The 22,877-nt window shown below is 47.2% G+C and carries 17 protein-coding genes; 11 read left to right on the forward strand and 6 right to left on the reverse strand.

Going from position 1 to position 22,877, the window contains the following annotated elements:
- Positions 1-82: 82 nt before the first annotated feature.
- Positions 83-1,258, reverse strand: a complete 1,176-nt coding sequence (locus tag QUB51_RS08170) for a SpoIID/LytB domain-containing protein (RefSeq protein WP_333260631.1) — start codon at positions 1,256-1,258, stop codon at positions 83-85.
- A 264-nt stretch (positions 1,259-1,522) separates the two neighbouring features.
- Here QUB51_RS08170 and QUB51_RS08175 point away from each other — a divergent pair, with 264 nt between their 5' ends.
- The 6 genes from QUB51_RS08175 (at position 1,523) to QUB51_RS08200 (ending at position 8,922) form a co-directional block, all read left to right on the forward strand.
- A complete protein-coding gene (locus QUB51_RS08175) occupies positions 1,523-2,461 on the forward strand; it encodes a ribonuclease Z (protein ID WP_333260628.1) in 939 nt (312 codons plus the stop codon).
- 91 nt (positions 2,462-2,552) lie between these two features.
- A complete protein-coding gene (locus QUB51_RS08180) occupies positions 2,553-2,867 on the forward strand; it encodes a hypothetical protein (RefSeq protein ID WP_333243378.1) in 315 nt (104 codons plus the stop codon).
- 37 nt (positions 2,868-2,904) lie between these two features.
- Positions 2,905-3,285 (forward strand): retroviral-like aspartic protease, encoded by a 381-nt coding sequence (locus tag QUB51_RS08185; RefSeq protein ID WP_333260625.1) that lies wholly within the window; start codon positions 2,905-2,907, stop codon positions 3,283-3,285.
- A gap of 105 nt (positions 3,286-3,390) precedes the next feature.
- Complete coding sequence (locus QUB51_RS08190) at positions 3,391-3,699, forward strand: hypothetical protein (RefSeq protein ID WP_333243372.1); 309 nt, start codon at positions 3,391-3,393, stop codon at positions 3,697-3,699.
- A gap of 603 nt (positions 3,700-4,302) precedes the next feature.
- On the forward strand, positions 4,303-7,119 hold the full coding sequence (gene secA / locus QUB51_RS08195) for a preprotein translocase subunit SecA (protein ID WP_333053611.1): 2,817 nt from the start codon (positions 4,303-4,305) through the stop codon (positions 7,117-7,119).
- An 861-nt stretch (positions 7,120-7,980) separates the two neighbouring features.
- Positions 7,981-8,922, forward strand: a complete 942-nt coding sequence (locus QUB51_RS08200; protein WP_333260622.1) for a hypothetical protein — start codon at positions 7,981-7,983, stop codon at positions 8,920-8,922.
- A 355-nt stretch (positions 8,923-9,277) separates the two neighbouring features.
- Here the strand turns inward: QUB51_RS08200 and QUB51_RS08205 are convergent, their stop codons facing one another.
- The 4 genes from QUB51_RS08205 to QUB51_RS08220 form a co-directional block, all read right to left on the reverse strand.
- A complete protein-coding gene (locus QUB51_RS08205; protein ID WP_333053608.1) occupies positions 9,278-9,571 on the reverse strand; it encodes a DUF3288 family protein in 294 nt (97 codons plus the stop codon).
- A 157-nt stretch (positions 9,572-9,728) separates the two neighbouring features.
- Positions 9,729-10,691 carry a hypothetical protein gene (locus tag QUB51_RS08210; RefSeq protein WP_333260620.1) on the reverse strand — a complete coding sequence of 321 codons (963 nt, stop codon included), beginning with the start codon at positions 10,689-10,691 and terminating at the stop codon, positions 9,729-9,731.
- Between the two features lie 55 nt (positions 10,692-10,746).
- Positions 10,747-11,316, reverse strand: a complete 570-nt coding sequence (locus QUB51_RS08215; protein WP_333053605.1) for a tetratricopeptide repeat protein — start codon at positions 11,314-11,316, stop codon at positions 10,747-10,749.
- 388 nt (positions 11,317-11,704) lie between these two features.
- Complete coding sequence (locus tag QUB51_RS08220) at positions 11,705-13,750, reverse strand: serine/threonine-protein kinase (RefSeq protein WP_333053604.1); 2,046 nt, start codon at positions 13,748-13,750, stop codon at positions 11,705-11,707.
- A 497-nt stretch (positions 13,751-14,247) separates the two neighbouring features.
- Between QUB51_RS08220 and msrP the strand changes: the two genes are divergently transcribed.
- Together msrP and QUB51_RS08230 are read left to right on the forward strand one after the other, a co-directional pair.
- Positions 14,248-15,231, forward strand: coding sequence for a protein-methionine-sulfoxide reductase catalytic subunit MsrP (msrP, locus tag QUB51_RS08225; RefSeq protein ID WP_333053603.1), 984 nt, complete (start codon positions 14,248-14,250; stop codon positions 15,229-15,231).
- 138 nt (positions 15,232-15,369) lie between these two features.
- Positions 15,370-15,507, forward strand: a complete 138-nt coding sequence (locus tag QUB51_RS08230) for a hypothetical protein (protein ID WP_333053602.1) — start codon at positions 15,370-15,372, stop codon at positions 15,505-15,507.
- Between the two features lie 68 nt (positions 15,508-15,575).
- Here QUB51_RS08230 and miaA read toward each other — a convergent pair whose 3' ends face one another.
- Positions 15,576-16,469: a tRNA (adenosine(37)-N6)-dimethylallyltransferase MiaA gene (miaA, locus tag QUB51_RS08235; protein WP_333260616.1), complete on the reverse strand. Its 894-nt coding sequence runs from the start codon at positions 16,467-16,469 to the stop codon at positions 15,576-15,578.
- 257 nt (positions 16,470-16,726) lie between these two features.
- Between miaA and QUB51_RS08240 the strand changes: the two genes are divergently transcribed.
- The 3 genes from QUB51_RS08240 (at position 16,727) to QUB51_RS08250 (ending at position 22,863) form a co-directional block, all read left to right on the forward strand.
- Positions 16,727-18,010 (forward strand): ATP-binding protein, encoded by a 1,284-nt coding sequence (locus QUB51_RS08240; protein WP_333053600.1) that lies wholly within the window; start codon positions 16,727-16,729, stop codon positions 18,008-18,010.
- A 181-nt stretch (positions 18,011-18,191) separates the two neighbouring features.
- Positions 18,192-21,437 carry a DNA topoisomerase (ATP-hydrolyzing) subunit B gene (gene gyrB, locus QUB51_RS08245; RefSeq protein WP_333053599.1) on the forward strand — a complete coding sequence of 1,082 codons (3,246 nt, stop codon included), beginning with the start codon at positions 18,192-18,194 and terminating at the stop codon, positions 21,435-21,437.
- A gap of 709 nt (positions 21,438-22,146) precedes the next feature.
- The gene (locus tag QUB51_RS08250; RefSeq protein WP_333053598.1) at positions 22,147-22,863 is read left to right on the forward strand and encodes a heme oxygenase (biliverdin-producing); all 717 of its coding nucleotides are present in this window, start codon (positions 22,147-22,149) and stop codon (positions 22,861-22,863) included.
- Positions 22,864-22,877: the final 14 nt, after the last annotated feature.

Genomic DNA, 22,877 nt, shown 5'->3' on the forward strand with positions numbered 1-22,877 from the left:
TCTTCCTTCTTCCTGACATTCGTTACATCCGTTACATCCGTTACATCCGTTGCCGAACTTCTTTCTTGCCCATTCCCAGGAGTTACTGGACTGCAATTCTAGCCAAAGTAGCACCTCGGTAATAGTGCAACAAAATCTGCTGGTAGCCGTATCCTTGCCTGGCCAAATTGTAGGCCCCCCACTGACTCATTCCTACAGCATGGCCGAAACCTTTGCCAGCAACTTGAAAACCGATAGGAGCTTGGCCGCTGTTCCTTGGGTTCCCACCGCCCGCATACTGAGGAATCACGGTAAACCGCGTACTCCTCAAATTTAAAACCCGGCGTAAATCTGCGCCAGTCATGACCCTAGAACCGCCATCTCCAACTACTTTCATCCTCAAAACGCTGCCGTGAGCGGTAGTGCGTTCTGGCTTCATCGAGATCACATTGCCCACGCCAGAAATCTTACTGCTGATTTGAGCCCGAGAAAAATTTTCTTTCCATTGGTAAACCGGCGCCCCTTGGTCGAAGTCAGGAACAGCACGCAGGTAAGGCAGGGGTTCGGTCCAAACATCTTCGACATTTTCAGTATGTCCCCCAGACGCAGAGTGGAAAGCGGCTAAAATAATTTGACCGTTGTAGGCCAGAACTTGACCGGCGGTTGCATCGACTGCGGAATAAGTGCCAGAAGATTCTGTTTGCAATCCTTTGTAAACCTGCGAATACTGAGTGCTGTCCACGTCGTAAAGGTCAGTTTCGCTTTTCAGGCGCTGGTGGATAGCGTAGGAACGGGCGGCGACTGCTTGGGCTTTCAAAGCCTCTTGAGGCCAATTGCCACTCATCTCGGCGCCGAGAACGCTGTAGAGATATTGTTCGATATTGACGTAGTTGATGGCAGTCAAGCCTCCTTTTTGGGGAACTAGAAGGGTGCGTCCCCGATACCAACGATCGCCAATCCAGACATAACCGTTCCCCGTCGGCTCGATCCAAACTTGGTTGGCGGCCCAGCGACCAATTGCCACTGTTCCCGATCGAAATTGAGCCGACTGAGAACTGTTTGCCGGCAGTTCGCCCAAATTGCGCCCGCTACCGTCGCGGATTGCAGCCTTAGTAGAACTGCCGACTTTTACCTGACTGGCCCCGTCTTGTACCGCCACTCGCAAGATCAGTGCGGCCTGTGCTGGGGCTACCATTGCCAGCCAAAACAACAAGGAAATCCAAAAGTAGCGTTTTTTTAATGTCGAAAGAACGGAAACAAAGAATACTCCTGACTGCATTTGAAAATTTTCCTCCTGTGCTGTGTGAGTTTAAGAATTTTTAAGGGAAGGGAAGGGAAAAAGGAAGGGGAACGGAAGAAAGAAAACGTTAGAATTGGGTTTGGCACTCTGTGCGCTTGTCGAAAATGATTTTAGCAAGTAGATGTTCCCAGGAACAGCGATTTATCCCGGTTCCTGCCTGCGACTATTTCCTGTATGTCGGATCAGCCGCACTCTGGATATATGTAACATATTTTTTAAGACTTAATTGAGGTGATTTGACTCTTGCAGATTACATTTCTCGGAACTAGCTCCGGCGTACCCACGCGATCGCGCAACGTTTCCAGCATCGCCCTCCGCTTGCCCCAGCGAGCGGAACTCTGGCTGTTTGACTGCGGCGAAGGAACTCAGCACCAGTTTCTCCGCAGCGAGCTCAAAGTCAGCCAACTAAGCCGCATTTTCATCACTCACCTGCACGGCGACCATATTTTCGGCTTAATGGGTTTGCTGGCTAGCTGCGGTTTGGCGGGGAATGTCAAGCGCATCGATCTTTACGGGCCTCCGGGACTTGAAGAATATTTGCAAGCTGGCGTTCGCTATTCTCAAACTCATTTTTCTTACCCGGTGAAGGTACACAAAATCCATGAGGGAGTTATCTATGAAGATGACGAATATATTGTTAGTTGTGGCCCTTTGAAGCACCGAGTTACTGCTTTTGGTTATCGCGTAACTGAGAAAGATCGTCCGGGACATTTTGATGTAGAAAAAGCGAAGGCAGCGGGCATTCCTTCCGGGCCAATTTACGGGGAGTTAAAACAAGGAAAGACGGTAAAGTTAGAGGACGGGCGAGAGTTTAAAGGTACTGATTTTTGTGGCCCGGATCAAGTCGGGCGGAAGTTTGTTTACTGTACCGACACGGTTTTTTGTGACGGGGCCGTGGAATTAGCAAAGGATGCTGATTTGTTGGTGCATGAAGCGACTTTTGCTCATCAAGATGCTCAAATGGCCTTCGATCGCCTGCATTCAACTTCGACAATGGCGGCTCAAGTGGCTTTGATCGCTGGGGCGAAACAGCTAATTATGACGCATTTTAGCCCGCGTTATGCTCCGGGAAATGCGATCGTCCTGGATGATTTGCTCAAGGAAGCGCAGGCTATTTTTCCGAATACGAAAATGGCCTATGACTTTTTGACTTATGAAGTGCCGCGGCCTGTTGAAGAGTAGGGTTAATCTGAGATGTTGCACTATTCTCAAGAACAGGCAAGATGCCTGTTCCACAAAGAGTCAATTTGATTTTGATTGTGGAACAGGCATCTTGCCTGTTCAGGAATTAAGGATTGACACTGCTGTTATGGAGTGGTTTAAATCTCAAGGTCATGGTAAAATAGAAAAACGAATTCAATGGCGTTTTATGTCAAATCTTGAATTATTAGCCCAACTGCTTCAATTGTCCCGTGCTGAAAAATTTCAAATGATGCTGTTTTTAATAGCCGAATTGGCAAAAGAAGAAGGAATTGTCATGGGTAATGAATCTGCTGAAATTATGTATTCAGTACATACTTCTAATAGTGCAGCAGAGCAATTGACGCAGTTCCTAGAAATTGAGCAGAAACAAACTCAAAATGTTTAATAGTAGGCGATATCCTTTTCAACCTAAACGAGATGGAATGGGTGTTTTAGCTGATGTTCCGTATCTGCCTTTAACACTAACTTATCAAAATCGTTCTGTTGAGGTTATGGGTTTACTGGATACAGGAGCTAGCGTAAATGTTTTGCCCTATAATGTTGGGGTGCAGTTAGGGGCAATTTGGGAAGAGCAAAGATTTTCTGTTACTTTAGCGGGGAATTTAGCGAGTGCTGAAACAAAAGGGTTATTAGTCTTGGCAAAAGTAGGGGACTTTGAGCCAGTTCAGTTAGTTTTTGCCTGGACTAGGGTGAATAATATTCCCATTCTTTTAGGGCGCACTAATTTTTTTACTGAGTTTGATGTTTGTTTTTATGGGTCACAATTAGCGTTTGAAGTGTGTCCTAAATTTAAGGATGGTTGAGATTATCAATCTTTTAAAAAGCTGCGTTGCAGCCCGGTATATACACTGGAAAATCCTAATTTTTTTTGATTCGATATTGACAGGACATAAAATATGCAGTAAATTATGAAATATGTAATTATCATAATAGTTATAAAAATGGAAAAAAACGATTTGCTCGCTGGAATCGCTGCACTTGGTGGTTCACTTGGTGGTTCGTCATTGGCGGGTTCAATTACAATTGCCACCGTACCTATAGCCACTACTGCAACAGTGCCTGCTGCTGGTGTCGCAGGTTGGTTGGGCTTGACAACGACAGCCACAACTATTGTTGCTGCTCCAGTGACTCTGCCAGTTGCAGGAATTGTGGCAGTAGGGGCACTTTTAACCTACGGAGGTTATCAAGCTTATAAGTTCGTCAATAAAAATCAGTAACCGTTTTGTTGACTACAGGACTTACGCATCTATTGTCTGTCATTCTGAGCCCGACCCGGAGTTTACCCTTGAACGGAGTGAAGGGTTCTGCAAGTAAACTCCGCGAAGAATCGAGCGAGATTCTTCGGTTCGCTCAGAATGACATAATTACAATGACTTCTCGTTGCTCTAAAATCTCCTCATCCGCCTTCGGGCTATACACCTAATCCACAAACTGCCCGCATAACGCCCCTACTCAATAGTTTGTGGAAATGATTTGCTTAATCAGCAAGGGACAAGAGAAGTCAATCGATTTTAGATTTTAGATTTTAGATTTTAGATTTGAAGCATTGACCCCACGGATAAATTGGGGGGCTCCTTTATCGGATACAGGTTTTTTATTTCTGGACGGATGAATCCGGGGGCTTGTATCCTGGATGCTTTCGGTCAATTCTTCAATCCAAAATCCAAAATCTAAAATCTAAAATCGGTCGATCGCCCCCAGCGACGGCCCAGGAGACCCAATGGTTGCTACAATCGGGGAGGGTATATGTTGTGGCTAACACTACAGCCCGTAACCCTGAAAGCTAATAGCTAAATTATTAAAAATCTGCCTCTCCTGCCATGTTTAAAAATCTGCTAGGCGATCCCAACGCGCGCAAACTGAGAAAATTTCAGCCTTGGGTAGCTGATATCAATATTTTGGAAGAAGACTTCCGCGCACTCTCAGACGACGGCCTCAGAGGAAAAACGGCCGAGTTTCAACAACGTCTGGCAAAAGCTAAATCTATCAACGAAGAAAAAGAGATCCTAGACGAAATCTTGCCGGAAGCTTTTGCAGTGGTGCGGGAAGCGGGACAGCGGGTTTTGGGACTGCGCCACTTTGATGTCCAACTCCTCGGCGGCATCATCCTGCACAAAGGCCAAATTGCCGAAATGAAAACCGGTGAGGGCAAAACTTTGGTGGCGACGCTACCGGCTTACCTCAACGCCCTCAACGGTAAAGGCGTACACATCATCACCGTGAACGATTATCTCGCAAGGCGGGATGCGGAATGGATGGGACAGGTGCACCGCTTCCTGGGATTGACTGTGGGACTGATTCAGCAGGGCATGGATCAGGTGGAACGAAAGAAAAATTATAACTGCGATATTACCTACGCCACGAACAGCGAAGTCGGCTTTGACTATTTGCGCGACAACATGGCTACTGTCATGGAAGATGTAGTGCAGCGTCCTTTTAATTTTTGCGTGATTGACGAGGTTGACTCGGTGCTGATTGATGAAGCACGGACGCCTTTAATTATTTCCGGCCAGGTGGAACGCCCCAGTGAGAAGTATATCCGGGCGGCTGAGGTGGCTGCTGCTCTGAGAAAGGAAAATGAAGAACATTACGAGGTTGACGAAAAAGCTCGGAATGTGCTATTGACCGATGAAGGCTTTGGTGAAGCTGAGCGGTTGTTGGGTGTTACGGATTTGTACGACCCGGCTGACCCTTGGGCGCATTACATTTTTAATGCGATTAAGGCGAAGGAATTGTTTATTAAGGATATTAACTACATCGTCAATGCCGATCGCGAAGTGGTGATTGTGGATGAGTTTACCGGGCGGGTGATGCCGGGACGGCGCTGGAGTGACGGTTTGCACCAGGCGATCGAAGCTAAGGAACGGGCGGAAATTCAGCCGGAAACTCAGACGCTGGCGACGATTACTTATCAGAATTTCTTTTTGCTTTATCCGAAGCTGTCGGGGATGACTGGGACGGCGAAGACTGAGGAGACGGAGTTTGAGAAGATTTACAAACTGGAAGTGACGCTGATTCCCACTAACCGGATTACCAGCCGTACTGACCTTTCGGATATGGTTTATAAAGGGGAGCCTGGGAAGTGGAATGCGATCGCCCAAGAATGCGGGGAAATGCACGAGATCGGTCGGCCGGTGCTGGTGGGCACTACGAGTGTGGAAAAGTCGGAGTTGCTGTCGCGGCTGCTGCAGGAGAGGAAAATTCCTCACAATTTGCTTAATGCTAAACCGGAAAATGTGGAGCGGGAATCAGAAATTATTGCTCAAGCCGGACGCAAAGGCGCTGTGACGATCGCGACCAACATGGCGGGACGCGGTACTGATATTATTTTGGGCGGTAATTCTGAGTACATGGCGCGCCTCAAGTTGCGGGAGTATTTTATGCCCCGGATTGTGCAACCCGAAGATGAGGACGGGTTTTCGCTGGTGCAAGTACCCGGTATTGGCGGCCGCCCCGCACCTCAAGGTTTTGGTCAAACTGCGAAAAAGGTAAAGTCTTGGAAAGCTTCGGCGCAGATTTTCCCGACGCAGCTATCGAAAGATGCCGAGCAAATGCTCAAAGCGGCGGTGGAATTGGCGGTGAAGGAGTACGGGGAGCGATCGCTCACGGAATTGCAAGCCGATGATATCGTGGCTATAGCTTCGGAAAAAGCGCCGACAAAAGACCCCGTAATTCAAAAATTGCGGGAAGCTTACAATTTAACTCGCAGGGAGTACGATGCTTTTACCAGCACCGAACACGATGAAGTCGTGCGGTTGGGAGGCTTGCACGTCATCGGTACCGAACGCCACGAATCGCGCCGGATCGACAATCAGTTGCGCGGCCGGGCGGGACGCCAAGGAGACCCGGGTTCTACGCGGTTTTTCTTGAGTTTGGATGACAATTTGCTCAGGATTTTCGGCGGCGAACGGGTTGCCGGTTTGATGAAGGCTTTCGGTGTTGAGGAAGATATGCCGATCGAATCTAAAATGCTGACTGGTTCCCTCGAAGGCGCTCAGAAAAAAGTCGAAACCTACTATTACGATATCCGCAAGCAGGTCTTTGAATACGACGAAGTGATGAACAATCAGCGTCGAGCAATCTATGCGGAACGTCGCCGAGTATTGGAAGGTTTGGACTCCAAGGAACAGGTAATTAGGTATGCCGAACAGACGATGGACGACATCGTGGGAGCATACATCAACCCCGACTTACCTTCGGAAGAATGGGAACTCGACAAACTTGTGAGCAAGGTGAAGGAATTTGTTTATTTGCTGGCTGACATGACACCGGATCAGCTAGAAGATTTGTCCGTTGAGGAAATTAAAACTTTCTTACACGAACAAGTCCGCAACGCTTACGACATGAAAGAAGCGGAAGTTAATGCAATCCGAGCTGAATTGATGCGCGATGCGGAACGGTTCTTTATTTTGCAGCAAATTGATACTTTGTGGCGGGAACATTTGCAACAAATGGATGCTTTGCGCGAGTCGGTAGGGCTGCGCGGTTACGGCCAGAAAGACCCGTTAATCGAGTACAAAACTGAAGGTTACGAGCTGTTTTTGGACATGATGACGGATATCCGCCGCAATGTGGTTTATTCGCTGTTCCAGTTCCAGCCGCAGCCGGCAATGCAAGTTTCACCAGAGATGGTTTGACGCAGTTGAAAATTGAAGGAAAATGAGATCGCGCAGTCTCCACCCATAATCTTTGATTTGGGTGGGGTTAGCGATATGCAACCAATAAAAGCGAACCAACAATCGTCTGAGTCAAAACTCTCATCTGTTTCTGCCAAGAAGTCTGTTAAGAAAAAGGGCGATCGTGCCAGAAAGAAGTTATATCAAATCCGGTTAAATCGGAATCATGCAGTATAGAGTAGTGCGAGCGTCTCGCTCGCACTGACCATCCAAATATATAAATAATTCCGTTCCAACCGGAAACGATATTAGCCATTAAAGAAGCTAGAATACATCAGAAAATAGCTCCGTCTGGCTCATCCCATCACTATATCGGAAGCCCCAACCATAATTTTTATTGGGTGGGGATACATCACAAATAGTGGTGCAAAGTAAGGGTATTACAATTTAGTGAATTCTTGAACTTTGACTGTCGCTCTTTCATTTTAGCCTAATTTTTAACCGCCTTTGCTATCGCAATACTCCGGACAGTTTTTGGAACGAGACTACAAGCTTACGCGGCGCAAGGATCATAAATAAAGTCCAATTAAATGCAACGAGCGGGGTGGAGCTGACATTGATTTAATTATCCACAGTGGCTCAAAGTCCTACAGAATAAGCCATTGGGCCATATAAAAACTGGTGTTGCTGATTCTGGCGTATGAATCAACTTTTCGCTTGATGTTACAAAACTCACCCTCCCGGGTCTTATAGCAATTGGGAAATGTGAATTCCTACCTAAATTCAGCAACGCCTAAAAACTGTCCGGATTATTGCTATCGGGGAGTGTAAAAAATATCCCCTGACGATTGACCAGAATCATCACAATTGAGAGGTTTAGTTATGAAAAATAATGTGTGGATTGCCAGCGGTTTAGCGCTTTCTCTTATCACTAGCGCTTTGACTGCTAGTGCTGCTTCTTTTCGCAATGACATTACTGGCGTAAAAAATGCTCCTAATGCCACACCTTGGGGAGGATGGTCTACCGCAATTTATTGCCCTGGTGGTAGCTACGTGGGTGGATATTCGATGAGGGTTGAACCGAATCAAGGTGGGGGCGACGATACTGCACTCAATGCTGTTGCCTTATATTGTTACGATCGTGCGGGAAACATGGTCGAGCGGATTGTACCACATCCGGGATTTTGGGGGAATTGGGGTGAAGGAGCTAATTGCCCGAAAGGAAGTTATGCAACAGCATTTAAACTGAAAGTAGAACCACCACAAGGCAATGGTGATGATACAGGAGCAAATTCTGTAACTTTTGGCTGTAGTAATAGTAATAGCACTGTAATTGAAGCATCTGGTGGAGCTCAATGGGGAGCTTGGACACCAAATTGGGTAACAGGTCCGCCGAATTCGGCAATTTGTGGTGTTCGCGCGAAAGTTGAAGGTCAGCAAGGAAGGGGAGATGATACTGCTTTGAATGATTTAGAGTTTAGCTGGTGCAAATTACCACAACCGATTAGCCAAGGTACACCACAGCCTAAACCACCAACTCCAACGCCAAATGCCGGTAACAGTGGCATCCGCCTTTTTGAAAATCCTGTCGGTGAAAATGGTATCCCAATTGATGTAGCGCTAAAAGGTGCTAATGGGCTAGATCCTAACGCACGCCAATTGGGGGCAGATACGTTTTGTCGGTTGAGGGGATATGGAAAGGCTGTGAACTTCCAATTGGCAAGTGGAAGCAACAGGGGTACCTTGCAATTCGATCCAAGCACAGGAAGCTGGACATCCTGCCCGAGTTGTGGGATGTATTTTACGAGGGTAGCTTGTCAATAAATAGCAGTACGGGCGATTTAGTGGTTAGAAACTAATGAAGCTGTAAGTTTGAATCTGAATGGAGGAGTTGCTGTCAGTGCTACGGCAATTAACGTCGGCACTAACTATTTGGGTATGGTTGAAGCGGTTGCTCAAAGCGATATTACAACAAATGTTTTTGTTGTAAGGTAGTTTCTGTAGCGCGGGCTTTTCGGGCCTAGTTGAGTGGAATTAAGTGCGATCGCCTTTGAGTTTGACTTGAGGCGATCGCACTTTGCTTTAATAGTCGTAGACGCACGACTGGTCACAAACAGGCTTTTTTTACGAGAAGACGCGTTACAGCCCGCAGAAACTGCCAAAAACCCGGTTTCTAAAGTTAGACCCAATCTTCTTGATCGCTTTTTTGTCGCCTGTAAACCTCACCTGTAGCGTGAATTTTACGGGTTTGTTCGTAAAGAGTTTCTTCGGTATAATTCCATTTTTGCAGGACTTTTTTTAAGTCGGATTGAATATCTCTAGCGCCGGGAAAGCCTCGGTAGCGAATTATTAATCTTGCTAATTCCGATAAATTGTATTCGGTTGCTTCTCCTGCTAATAAAGTATCGACACTGGCTCGATCGCGCTTGTATTGCGGATGCTGCTGATCTTGAGTTTTTTCTAATGAATCCATATTAAGTAAGTGGGTAGAAATAAACATTACATGGGAGCGGGCGGGTTTATAAGATTATTAGTCTTAGGCTATTATGGTTGGTAAAACCCGCCCCTACAATTCAGGTTGTTCTAGGATTATTTTTGGTGTTTAACTACATATTTATATTTCCCAATCATCAGAATACCAAAAACTTCGACTTCTTGAAAAAGTCAAGATTCTGATTATTTGCTTGTGTTGTCGCTTCAGTCATCCCCAGAAATTTTTGTGTTTGTTGAGTAATACCAAATAGTCGATCGCCGTGACAAAAGATTTCCCAGGCGCGAATTCCCATAAAACCAATACCTGCAACCGCCAAGGGCATCGCTGCGGCACCTAAAAGCGCAGCAATGGGGGGAAATATCATGCACAGTGTTAATAGAATGCCAGTAATAACACCGCCAGCAATGCCAGCTTTGGCGGTGGCAGTGGCGACTTGTTCGACTAACTCTGACTGGGTAATTTTGCCTTCAACGCACAATAGCGAGTTTTCTAAGATAGAAAATATTAACTCAATTACTGCTGCTGCGATCGCCCCTTTCATTGCAGCCCCAACGATTTCCGCAACTGCTGCTTTAAACGCTGCATCCGCTAAAACTTGCTTAGCGACTGCTAATTCAGCAGCAGTCATGTCTACACCACCGCGAGCACGATTCACCCAAAAATATTCAAAAATCCCGTTAGCAGCTTCGCTTCCACCTCCATTGACGTGCGCTTGGATGTGACTCCAATCTTTATCTTGACAGAAGTTGCGAATTGCTTCTGGGCCTTGGGCACGAATTTGGGCGGGTATGGATTCAAATACTTTTGCTGCTTCTTGAACATTTCGCATTCCGTCACGCATCCCAGCCCTAGCAAATTTCGATTGCAGATTTCTTGGCAGGTTCTCAAAACGGATGTTATGTGCTATTTTAAAAGCTTCTTGAGTGGCGATCGCCCCAGCACTAACAATTGAACTTGGCGCTGATTGTACCCACCCTGTTAATACAGTTGCACTTTCCTCAACTTTAGCAGCGATTTGGTTGGCTAAGTTTTGGGTATCGGCAACAGTTTCTTGTACTTTAGCCGTTAGGAATTCGAGCGGATTCTGGCTAATTTCCATGTTGATCCAGCTTGCATCGTTAATGATAGAATTATTCCGACTATAACATTCCTCTTCAGTAAGTGTGATTTTTTACTGAATTGCTTCTAGCTTCTAACTCCGGCTGTAAGTTGAGAGCTTTTTTTTGATAAAATAAACCTTCATTGATTCGACCTTGCTCTTCCAAACTTTTGCCTAAATTCCAATAAGCGACGGCTAAATCTGGTTGAATAACGATAGATTTTTGATAGTAAGTTATGGCGTCATCGAGCTGGCCTTGTTTGTAAAACATACTGCCCAAGTTAACATAGGCTTCGACAAAATTAGGATCGAATTCGATCGCCTTGGAGTAGGCACGAATTGCCGCGTCTATTTTGCCTTGGGCTTGCAGGATATTGCCTAGGGTTTTGTAGGCGGCGGCGAAATTGGGTTGCTGACGAAGTGCTTGGTAACAGGAGGCGATCGCCTCTACATATTTCTGTTGCGTATAATAAATTTCTGCTATCTTGTTGAGTGCGATCGGACTATCGGCTTGAATGGCTAGTAATTTTTGATATTGAGCGATCGCCTCCTCAAGCTTTCCTGATTTCTGAAGGCTATCGCCCGCTGACAAATACTGCTCTGCTAACTCGGAATTTGCGGTCATAGATTTTACTTTAACAGCCAAAACTACTTTACCACAACTGTTAGTTAGCAACCGCGATTTCTAGGGATATTCTGACTATTGTCAATTTTAAATTTGTTTCTGTACCAACAGTTCGGACAGTTTTTGATTACCAACCGTAGCATAGAGGTTTTAGGGCACCCCGATTAAAACAAGATAAAAGTCAGCAAAGTTCTGGACGCACTTTTGACGATCTGAAACCCGGTTGCTGACTATATTTCTTGTTCCTGTTAGCAAAACTCATAGAAACCGGGTTTCTCGCCACCCCATGCGTGGGCATTGAAACTGTCCGAAGTGTTGATAGATAAATTAGCTAAATGTTCGATCGCCCTAGCTGTTCAAAAATCGATCGAACGGGCGATCGAAAAAATTAAGGAGACAGTCGCCACACCTTAATCGTGTCGTCAAAACTGCCACTGATCAGAGTTTTGTCTTGAGGATTAAAAGCCAAATCCACCCAGGTAGAATGACCCTTCAGCGTGCCCGCCATTTCGCCGGAACTCATGCGCCACAGCTTGATAGTGCCGCTCAAATCGGCGCTAGCGAGTTTGTCTCCGTCGGGAGTGAAAGCCAAGGACTTAACCTTGTCGGAATGGCCGCTCAAAGTCCGTAGCAGAGAACCGTTGGGCTGCCCGAACTGATTATTTGCGCTGATATCCCACAGCTTCACCGTCTTGTCCCAACTGCCGCTGGCGAGAGTTTGACCATCCGGGCTGATGGCCAGAGACCAAACCGCCTCAGAATGACCCCAAAGAGTTTCTTTGAATTCCCCAGTCTGCCAGTTCCACAGGTTGATCTTACCGTCGCTGCTGCCGATCGCCAAAGTTTCTCGATCGGGACTGAAAGCCACCGCCTGCACCTCGTCAAAAACCCGGTTGAGAGTTTCCAACTCGGCCCCGCCTTCGACTTGCCACAACTTCAAAGTTTTGTCCTTACCGACACTGGCCACAGTCCGGCTATCGGGACTGAAAACCACCGAGAACACGCCGTCTTGGTGTCCGTCCAAAGTCCGAATTAACTTGCCAGAATAGAAATTCCACAATTTAATCGTACCGTCAACGCCACCGCTGGCGATCGTCCTGCCGTCGGGGCTGACAGCCACCGACCACACAGGCCCCAAATGTCCGGCTAAAACCTTGAGCAGCTTGCCGTGACGCTTGTGCCGCAAGTGAATTGTACCGTCGTTATTCCCGCTGACGATCGCGCGGCCCTGGGGAGCAACTGCTACCGTCCAAACCGGGTTTTTGTCTAGATCCGCCAGAGTGCGTACAGCAGGCCGGGACTGCGATGCATCACCGTTGAAATCCTGCATCGGGGGCGGATTGAACCGAATTTCGGGAATGCTAGAAACAGGCTCACCAGAAGTGAAAGCCTGCGGTGCAGGAGAAGGCAAGCGAGAACCCAGCACTACGGACAGCAGGGCAACCGCAGTTCCTCCCCACATTGCCAAAGTCCACTTGGGTTTGCTGAGAATCACGTCTACCGGTGCCGGGCCGTAATTCATGTCTGTGAGAATTGCCTCGGTCGATCGATAGCGTTTTGATGGTTCTCGCTGCACCATTTTATCCAGAATGCGGCCGAGTCGCGCCGAAACTGGTACTTTCAAATAATGTCTCCAAGCCCAACTTTCGGATTTGATGTCAAACAAATCAAAGGGCGACATTCCCGTTAACAAGTGAATGCAAGTGACGCCCAAACTGTAGATGTCGCTGCTCTGAATCGCTTGGCCTTTAATTTGTTCCGGGGCCGCGTATTCTGCTGAACCTGTCACCGTTTCTGTTTTGATCGGGCCACTATTAGCCCGAATTGCCGCGCCGAAATCGACTAAAACTAGCCCAGAGGAACTTTCCTGAGACACGGAATGTAAACCCTCTTTCCCTGCCCAAGCTGGGGATGCTTGGGGATTTTTGCGGTGAATAATATTCGACGGTTTGATATCTCCGTGAATCAGTTGATTTTCATGAACAAATTGCAGGACTGGCAACAATTCGCTCAGCAGATACCAAATTTGAATTTCTTTAACAACACCTTTTTCTGAAAGCCGATCGGCTAAATTGCGGCCTTCGATGTATTCTTGCACTAAATACTGGCAGCCTTCGAGTTCAAAAGATGCCAGCAGTTTCGGTATTTGGGGATGTTGGCCCAACTTGTCGATAACTGAGGCCGAGCGGCGAAATGCCCAGTTTTCTTGTGTGGAACCTGCAGCAGGCGCGCAGAACTGTTGAATGACGCAGCGGGGTTGCGAAGGTTGGTCTTCATCGACAGCTAAGAAGGTGCGGCAAGTGAGACTTTGACCGAGGGTGTGAAAAACTCGGTAGCGGCCTTTTAGCAGCAAGTTCGACTCGCAACTTTTGCATACTGTCGCGCGATCGAGATTTTGGGGATTCTGGCAATGGGGATTGATGCAGTAACTCATTTGTCTTTCCGCTGGAGACCCCCGTCCGACATTCGGTGGGGGAGGAAAGCGGGGCGGTGCGTGCCGCTTCCTGTGGACAAATTAAATAATTGGAATCTTTGCTTGATCATAATTGTTTCCCAGATTTTCGCCACAATTGCTGCGGTCGATCGCACGTAAATAATTGCTGACTTTCCTGCGAGCGAGGTTTAATAGGTCGATCCTATGGGCGGGCAGGATGCCTACCCCACAAGAAAATCATTCTTTGTGGAACAGGCCGGAAAGCCTGTTGTTTAGAATGGTGCAATATCTCAGTTATTACCGAATTACGCTATACTGTCATTGCCAATACTTGCATTGCGATCGCAGCAAAGCAATGGCGAGGTCTTGCCAAACATCGGCGATTCTTTGTTCTATGGAGTGAATCTAAAAGTTCAACTTTCTAATGTCAAATCGACTAGCTGATTAAAACTTAGGCAATTTTTGCCAAACGAACTACTAACTTTTAACTATTACTTATGCCCTTAATTCGCGTACCCAAACCTTGGGAAATTCTCGAACCCCAAATTACCCCAGAAACAGCCTTTCTCAACCGCCGCCGCTTCATGACCAATTTAATTGGCGCCGGCGTGACTGCTTCCCTGCTGCCGCTGATCGGCTGCCAAAGCAATGCTAGCTCAAAAACTGCTCTGGATCAAAGCTCAACCCAAGCATATGCGGGATTGAGCCGGAATCCCGACTTTGCGAAAGTCGATCGAGCGATTACCGACGAAGCCTTAGCTACAAAATACAACAATTTTTACGAATACGGCGGCACAAAATCTATTTGGCAAGCCGCTCAAGCTTTGCCAACAGAAAACTGGAAAGTAGAAGTAGGAGGTTTAGTAAAAAATCCCCGCACTTATGATATTGACGACCTCAACAAAAAATTTCCTATCGAAGAACGAGTTTATCGATTTCGCTGTGTAGAAGCCTGGGCGATGGTAGTTCCTTGGGTAGGATTTCCCATGAAATTACTGATGGCTGATGTCGAACCGCAATCGAAAGCTAAATTCGTTCGCTTTACCTCATTTTACGATCCCAAAATAACTCCCGGCCCCGGTTTGATGTCGCAATTTTATCCTTGGCCTTATACCGAAGGTCTGCGAATTGAAGAAATGGCAAACGATTTAGCATTTTTTGCCACAGGCTTGTATGGCCGAAGGCTACCAAAGCAAAATGGTGCGCCGCTGCGGCAAGTGATTCCTTGGAAATACGGTTTTAAGGGCGCAAAGTCGATCGTAAAAATTGAATTTGTCGAACAACAGCCCGCCACTTTTTGGAATACAATCGGCCCCAACGAATACGCCTTTGAAGCAAATGTCGAACCCGACAAACCGCACCCCAGATGGTCGCAGGCCAGCGAACGCATAGTCGGCCCCGGTAACAGTTGGTCGTGGGAAACTCGCCCAACTTTGCCCTACAACGGTTACGGCGAATATGTGGCGAGTTTGTACAGTTAATTGACGGATTTCCCCTCGTTTCTAGGCTCAGCCTAGGAACGCAGATCCGGAGGCTCTGCCTCCCTATTTGTGCGAGGCAGAGCCTCGGATTCAGGCATTCCCAGGCAGATCCTGGGAACGAGAAAAGGGAAATATGAAATGTGCGATCGCAGTTTAGCATTTCCCTTTTTACCAGTTGCTGAAATTCCCGGTTTCATCGAACAAAGCAGAACAGTCGGACAGCGTGCTGCTGTGCGTTTGTTTCGGCAAAGAATTAGAGAAATTTTGCCAAATTAAAAATAACACTTACATCTCTCCTTACTCTTTCTCTGTGCCCTCTGCGCCCTCTGCGGTAAAAAAACTCTTTATTGTTCACAAAACTCTGCAACCCTCCGCCAAACTCGATCGCACAAATCGGGTATGCTAACATCGAACCATTCAATTTCAGGATAGGCTCGAAACCATGTCCGCTGACGCTTCGCAAATTGCCGCGTGTGCAAAATTGTTAATTCTTTAGCTTCTTCCAGCTTAATGTCGCCCGCCAAATATTGTTTCATTTCCTGATAGCCCAGCGTGTTCAAAAGTGGCAAGTCGCAGCCGTATTTTTTACACAAATATTCTACTTCAGCTATCCAACCGCGTTCTAGCATTTGTTCGGTGCGCTGTTTGATCTGATCGACCAAAACATCGATCGCGCAATCCAACCCAATTTGTAAAATAGGATAATTGGGAGGATTTTCGCCCTGCTGTTCGGAAATAGGGCGACCGGTCGCATAAAATACTTCCAGTGCTCTTAAAGTTCTTACTGGGTCATTGAGGTGAATTTTCTCGGCGGCAGAGCGATCGACCTGCTGCAACATCGCGTAACATTGAGATTGTCCGAGTTCTGCTAGTTGCGATCGCAATTCGGGCATCGGTGCTACCCTCGGAATTTTCAAACCTTTGACTACAGACTTAATATATAAGCCCGTCCCTCCCACCAACAACAGAGGAGAATCAACAGCAGCAATTAAATTTTGAGCTTGTTGCTGGTAGTCTGCGAGTGTTAGAGTTTCTGTCGGATCGCAGATGTCAATTAAGTGATGGGGTACACAAGTGCGATCGACCGCCGTCGGTTTTGCGGTTCCGATGTCAAATTCGCGGTACACTTGACGGGAGTCCGCACTGAGGATCGAGGATTGTAGTCGCCCCGCCAAAGCCAATGCCACTCCCGACTTCCCCGTCGCCGTCGCCCCACAAATCGTAATTAATCTAGGCATAAGCTGTCGCACATTTCCCTATAAAAACTCTCAAATCCTCTCCTATCAATGCTTTCCCCTCTCTCCTACACTGATTCACCGCGATCGGCCTGGGCAGTCCTCCAGCAATCTCAAAACTATTCCCCTCCCTCCCCCTAATAAATTTCCATTCAGAAAGCCCTAGCATCGCCTTTAACGGTTTTGTGCTATAATTTTAGGAGTTTTCCCATTTTAGAAGCTTTTGGGGCTTTAAGCCTCATTATTGGAGGTATTGTTGTATGACCAGCAGCTACAGCGCCGACCAAATTCAAGTTCTCGGAGATCGCGAAGCAGTTCGCAAACGACCGGGGATGTACATCGGTAGCACGGGCCCGCGAGGACTCCACCATTTAGTTTACGAGGTTGTTGACAATTCCATCGACGAAGCGCTGGCCGGTTACTGCACTCGCATCGAAGTTGACCTCAACGCTGACGGTTCCGTTACCGTGACAAACAACGGCCGGGGAATTCCCACCGAGATTCATTCCAAAACTGGCAAATCATTCTTGGAAGCAGTTTTAACGGTTCTCTGCTTTGTCGGCAGGAGTGGCGACGGCTACAAGGTTTCTGGAGGTATCCACGGAGTTGGGATAGCAGTTGTCAATGCTTTGTCTCAATGGTTGCAGGTAACTGTTTGGCGCGAGGAGCAAATTTACAGCCAGCGTTTTGAGAAAGGCATCGCTGTTACGCAACTGACAGTTAAACCCAGTTCCGAAAACCGCACGGGTACGTCGATTTGTTTCAAACCAGATGTGGAGATTTTTAAGAATGGCATTGAGTTCGATCGCCCGACTCTCGCCCTTCACCTGCGGCAGCTTGCTTATCTCAATCCCGGTTTGAAAATTATATTGACTGACAACCGCTTGGAAATGCCAGGCAGTAGTTCTCCCTCAATTGAAACTTATTGTTACCCCGACGGCATCCGGGAATATGTCGCCTACCTGAACTCTGATGTCGAACCGCTGCACGAAGATATTATTTACATTCAGGGCGATCGAGACGACGTACAAGTAGAAATAGCTTTTCAGTGGCACGTTCCGAGCCAAGATAATTCCTGCGGCCGACTGTTAGGTTTTGCCAACTGCGTCCAGAACATTGACGGCACTTTCTTTAACACCTTCCAATTGATGACTCGGCGCACGGTGAGCGCGATCGCCCGCAATCTGGGCAAGCTCAAAGACACAGACCCAATTTTAGATTGGACTCAGGTTTTAGAGTGTGGCTTCACTGGCATCATTGCCGTTAAAGTATTGAATCCCGTGTTTGAAGGGTCGATTAAAAATCGGTTAGCCAACCCGGAGGTACAAGAAATCGTTAAATCTTTGGTGGAAAACGAGTTGATTGAGTATCTGAACGCCCGCCCCGAAGTAGCTGGGGCGATCGCGCAACAGGCGATCGAGATTCGCGACGCAATTGTGGCAGCACGCCAAGCGCGGGCATTGCTGCGAAGCCACAATAGCTACAGGACAGTTATTCGCAGCCGCCGACAACGGGGCGATCGCACTTCTCAATGTTCCAGCTAACAGCCCCGCAACAAAATGTCAATAGATACCCAAGTCAAACTATAAAGGGTACGTCCCCCCGATAAATTTCCCTTCAGAAAGCCCTAGCATCGCCTTTAACGGTTTTGTGCTATAATTTTAGGAGTTTTCCTATTTTATAAGCTTTCGGGGCTTTAGGCCTCATTATTGGAGCTATTTTTGTATGACCAGCAGCTACAGCGCCGACCAAATTCAAGTTCTCGAAGGTCTCGAAGCAGTCCGCAAACGACCGGGGATGTACATCGGTACCACCGGCCCGCGAGGACTCCACCATCTAGTTTACGAGGTTGTGGACAATTCCATCGATGAGGCGCTGGCTGGCCACTGCACTCACATCGAGATTGACATCAACGCCGACGGTTCCGTTACCGTGACAGACGACGGCCGGGGTATTCCGACCGGCATCGTTGCCAAGACTGGCAAATCGGGAATAGAAACAGTAATGACTGTACTCCACGCCGGCGGTAAATTTGGCGGTGGTGGCTACAAGGTTTCTGGAGGATTGCACGGTGTAGGTATTTCTGTTGTTAACGCGCTGTCCGAGTGGGTAGAAGTGACAGTTTGGCGCGACCAAAAAGAACATTTACAGCGCTACGAAAGAGGCAATCCAGTTACTGAACTTAATGCCAAGCCCAACAAAGGCAATCGCACCGGCACTTCAGTTTCTTTCTTGCCAGATACTCAAATATTTAGCACAGGCATTGAATTTGATTACACTACACTCGCCGGGCGCTTGCGAGAATTGGGTTACTTGAATGCGGGCGTGAGAATTACGTTTAGCGACCACCGTTTGGAACTGCTCAAAAGTAGCGAACCTCGCATCGAAACATACTGTTATGAGGGCGGAATCAAGGAATATATCGCCTACATGAACCGCGAAAAGCAGCCTCTGCACGAAGAAGTGATCTACGTGCAAGGAGAACGCAACAACGTGCAGATAGAAGTGGCTTTGCAGTGGTGCGTCGATGCTTTTAGCGACAACGTTCTAGGTTTTGCTAACAACATTCGGACGATCGACGGTGGCACGCACTTAGAAGGTCTGAAGGCAGTTTTGACGCGGACGATGAATTCGATCGCCCGCAAGCGCAACAAAATCAAAGAAAACGAGCCCAACCTCGCCGGCGAAAACGTGCGCGAAGGTTTGACAGCAGTGATTTCGGTCAAAGTCCCAGATCCGGAATTTGAAGGTCAAACTAAAACCAAGCTAGGAAATACAGAAGTTCGGGGAATTGTCGATTCCTTGGTAGGCGAAGTATTGACAGAATATTTAGAGTTTCGCCCCCAAGTAGCCGACGCTATTTTGGAAAAAGCAATTCAGGCATTTAAGGCCGCTGAAGCCGCCCGCCGTGCCCGCGATTTAGTGCGCCGAAAATCAGTCTTAGAATCGTCTCCTTTGCCTGGAAAATTAGCGGACTGTAGCTCCAGAGACCCCGCCCTGTCTGAGATATACCTCGTCGAGGGGGATTCCGCGGGGGGCTGTTTTTTTTCATCTCAGGAAATAAAATTAGCTGACGGTACGACAAAAACTATCAAACAGATAGTTGACGAACAAGCAGAAGGTAAAGAACACTTTTGCTACACCATTCGCGAGAGTGGAAACATCGGGTTTGAGCGAATAACTAATGCTCGGATGACTAAAGCAAATGCTGAAGTTGTCAAACTGACATTAGACAATGGGGAGACAATAACTTGCACTCCCGACCATCCATTCATGTTGCGGGATGGCACTTACAAAGCAGCAGCCCTGCTGACACCGGAAGATTCATTAATGCCGTTCCACCGCAAGTTGTCGGAAAAAACCAAACAGGGCCAGGGACTTAACGGTTACGAAATGGTTTGGAATCCCAACAGTGATAAGTGGATTTACACCCATCTTTTAGCGGATTTCTACAACCTAAAACACGGTGTCTATCAAGCATCTGAGGGCAATCACCGCCACCACGTTGATTTCAATAAACTCAACAACAATCCGACAAATATTCAGCGAATGTCGGCTGAGGATCACTTGGCTCTTCACCGCGCGAACCTTGAGAAAACCTTGCACAGGCCCGATGTCATTGAAAAGAGCCGTCAAGCTCACATGACTGATGAATTTCGGGCGATGATGAAAGAGCGGATGCGGCAGCCTGAAACGCGACAAATTCTTTCGGAACAGGCGAAAGCTCAGTGGGAAGATGAAGAGTATAAAGCTTACATGATGAGCAAGTGGCGGGAGTTTTACGATAGTGATGAAACTTATCGCCAGCAAAATAATGAACTGCTGAACCAAGCCCAGCAAGAGTATTGGAGTAGTGAAGAAAACCGTTTGGCTCAGTCGGAACGGGTGAGTAATCATTTTGCTAACAATCCTGAAGCACGGGAGACTCATTCTCAACTTGCTAAAGAACAGTGGCAAGATGAGAATTTGTTGGAGTGGCGGCGCGAAAAAACTAAGGAACAGTGGACGCCGGAGTTTCGCCAGAAACGTAAAGCGACTTTGAAGGAAACTTATTACCGCCAGACGCTGGAAGCTTTGAAGACAGTCCACCTGAAAGAAGGTTGGATGAATGTAGATGCTTACAATCTTTATCGCCGCATGAAGGGTGATAAGACTTTGTTGAAGTTTGAGACGTTTTGCGATCGCTACTTTAATGGTGATGAAGTATATGCTCGCCAAGCGGTTCGGAATTACAACCACCGCGTTGTGTCGATCGAACATTTGGAGGAACGCTACGATGTTTACGACATCGAAGTGCCCAACAGTCACAACTTTGCATTAGCTGCGGGAATTTTTGTCCATAACAGTGCCAAACAAGGGCGCGATCGCCAATTTCAAGCAATCCTGCCTTTGCGCGGTAAAATTCTCAACATTGAGAAAACCGACGACGCCAAAATCTACAAAAATAACGAAATTCAATCGTTAATTACAGCCCTGGGTTTGGGCATCAAAGGCGAAGAATTCGATCCGGGTCAATTGCGGTATCACCACATCGTAATTATGACTGACGCTGACGTGGATGGTGCCCACATCCGCACGCTGTTGCTGACTTTCTTCTACCGCTATCAGCGGGCACTTGTAGAACAAGGTTACATCTATATTGCTTGTCCTCCTCTCTATAAAGTGGAACGGGGACGCAATCATTACTACTGTTACAGCGATCGCGAAATGAACAATCTCATCCGCAATGAATTTCCGGCGAATGCTAACTACACCATTCAGCGGTTCAAAGGTTTGGGTGAAATGATGCCGACACAGTTGTGGGATACGACGATGAACCCAGAAACTCGGACGCTGAAACGGGTGGAGATTGAAGACGCTGCTGAGGCCGATCGCATCTTTACGATCTTAATGGGCGATCGTGTCGCCCCCCGCCGCGAATTCATCGAAACCTACGGCCCCAAACTCAACCTCCTCGACTTGGACATCTAAATTAATCATGAGTCCTGAGTCGTTAGCTAGCAGCTAATGACTCAGGACTCATGACTAAACTTTTGCGGCCCTGATGCCTTCTGCCCTTTCGGGCGATCGGGCATCAGGGCCCTTTGATGTTTCTAGGTTTTGTTATAAAAATTAATACAATCTCTCATCAAATCGATCTAAGGTAAACACTTAGGTAAATTTTAGATTTTTGGCGCATCCATCAGCTACCACAAAAATAGAAGGTTGGACAAATAGAGCGTCAACGACCCAGGTCTAAAGAGATTGGGCTTCTAGCCTAAGACTTAAACCGCAGTTGACCAGACTCAGTACCTTGGTACTACGTTAACGGTAAGAGTTAAAGACCTACCAGGGAATGCGAAGCTAGTTCCTTGCTCTAGAAATTTAGGATTAAACAGACTTATTGGGTTAAATCAGTGTCCTAGATATAGTACCGGCCGTTAACTTTGTCGAAGCTAACATCACCCCGAAAGGGAGGCTCGAAAGAGCAAACATTATGCGATCGCGGGTTGCCAAATTTGAGAGGGTAATTTCGATGCACGCTCCCCTAGCTGAAGTGTCCCATCGAAATTACATTACATTCATTACACTCCCATCTAGCAATCCTCGTGTAATGCAAAGATTCACGGCGGTTTCGACCGCCGAGCCGTTTCCATCTCAGGTCTAAAGACGCTGAGTTTCCCACTTACCGAATTTTTTTATGAGCATCAATTTAGCGACCAAATTGCGTGAGGGAACCAAAAAGTCCCACACAATGGCAGAAAACGTCGGTTTTGTCAAGTGTTTTTTAAAAGGCGTTGTAGAAAAAACTTCTTACCGGAAGTTAGTAGGAAACCTCTACTTTGTCTACTCGGCAATGGAAGAGGAAATGGAACGCCAAAAGCAGCATCCGGTTGTTTCAAAAATTTACTTTTCTGAGTTGAATCGCAAACACAGCTTAGAGCAAGATTTATTTTACTACTACGGTGCGAATTGGCGCGAACAAGTAGCTCCGTCAGCAGCAGCTAAAGCTTATGTGGAGCGAATTCGCGAGATTTCGGCGACCGCACCAGAACTGTTAGTAGCTCACTCTTACACTCGCTACTTGGGCGATTTATCCGGCGGACAAATCCTCAAGGGAATTGCCCAGCGCGGGATGAATCTTTCCGAGGGAGAAGGCACTGCTTTCTATGAATTCCAGGATATTCCTGATGAAAAAGAATTCAAGGGTAACTACCGTCAGGCAATGAATGAACTGCCGATTGACGAAGCAACAGCAGAGCGAATTGTTGACGAAGCTAATGCAGCTTTTGGCATGAACATGAAGATGTTCATGGAGTTAGAAGGCAATTTGATTAAAGCAGTCGGTCAGATGCTTTTCAATACCCTGACTCGGAAGCGCGGTGGTGCCAGTACCGAATTGGCTACTGCTGAGTGAGTTAAAGCTCACTG

Source organism: Microcoleus sp. AT8-A3, from assembly GCF_036705675.1.
Classification (GTDB): domain Bacteria; phylum Cyanobacteriota; class Cyanobacteriia; order Cyanobacteriales; family Microcoleaceae; genus Microcoleus.

Bases quoted from the DNA above. Each gene is read 5' to 3' on its own strand.
- QUB51_RS08170 (WP_333260631.1), bottom strand. From the start codon at position 1,258: ATGCAGTCAGGAGTATTCTTTGTTTCCGTTCTTTCGACATTAAAAAAA.
- QUB51_RS08185 (WP_333260625.1), top strand. From the start codon at position 2,905: ATGGGTGTTTTAGCTGATGTTCCGTATCTGCCTTTAACACTAACTTAT.
- QUB51_RS08190 (WP_333243372.1), top strand. From the start codon at position 3,391: ATGAAATATGTAATTATCATAATAGTTATAAAAATGGAAAAAAACGAT.
- secA (WP_333053611.1), top strand. From the start codon at position 4,303: ATGTTTAAAAATCTGCTAGGCGATCCCAACGCGCGCAAACTGAGAAAA.
- QUB51_RS08200 (WP_333260622.1), top strand. From the start codon at position 7,981: ATGAAAAATAATGTGTGGATTGCCAGCGGTTTAGCGCTTTCTCTTATC.
- QUB51_RS08205 (WP_333053608.1), bottom strand. From the start codon at position 9,571: ATGGATTCATTAGAAAAAACTCAAGATCAGCAGCATCCGCAATACAAG.
- QUB51_RS08210 (WP_333260620.1), bottom strand. From the start codon at position 10,691: ATGGAAATTAGCCAGAATCCGCTCGAATTCCTAACGGCTAAAGTACAA.
- QUB51_RS08215 (WP_333053605.1), bottom strand. From the start codon at position 11,316: ATGACCGCAAATTCCGAGTTAGCAGAGCAGTATTTGTCAGCGGGCGAT.
- QUB51_RS08220 (WP_333053604.1), bottom strand. From the start codon at position 13,750: ATGAGTTACTGCATCAATCCCCATTGCCAGAATCCCCAAAATCTCGAT.
- msrP (WP_333053603.1), top strand. From the start codon at position 14,248: ATGCCCTTAATTCGCGTACCCAAACCTTGGGAAATTCTCGAACCCCAA.
- QUB51_RS08230 (WP_333053602.1), top strand. From the start codon at position 15,370: ATGTGCGATCGCAGTTTAGCATTTCCCTTTTTACCAGTTGCTGAAATT.
- miaA (WP_333260616.1), bottom strand. From the start codon at position 16,469: ATGCCTAGATTAATTACGATTTGTGGGGCGACGGCGACGGGGAAGTCG.
- QUB51_RS08240 (WP_333053600.1), top strand. From the start codon at position 16,727: ATGACCAGCAGCTACAGCGCCGACCAAATTCAAGTTCTCGGAGATCGC.
- gyrB (WP_333053599.1), top strand. From the start codon at position 18,192: ATGACCAGCAGCTACAGCGCCGACCAAATTCAAGTTCTCGAAGGTCTC.
- QUB51_RS08250 (WP_333053598.1), top strand. From the start codon at position 22,147: ATGAGCATCAATTTAGCGACCAAATTGCGTGAGGGAACCAAAAAGTCC.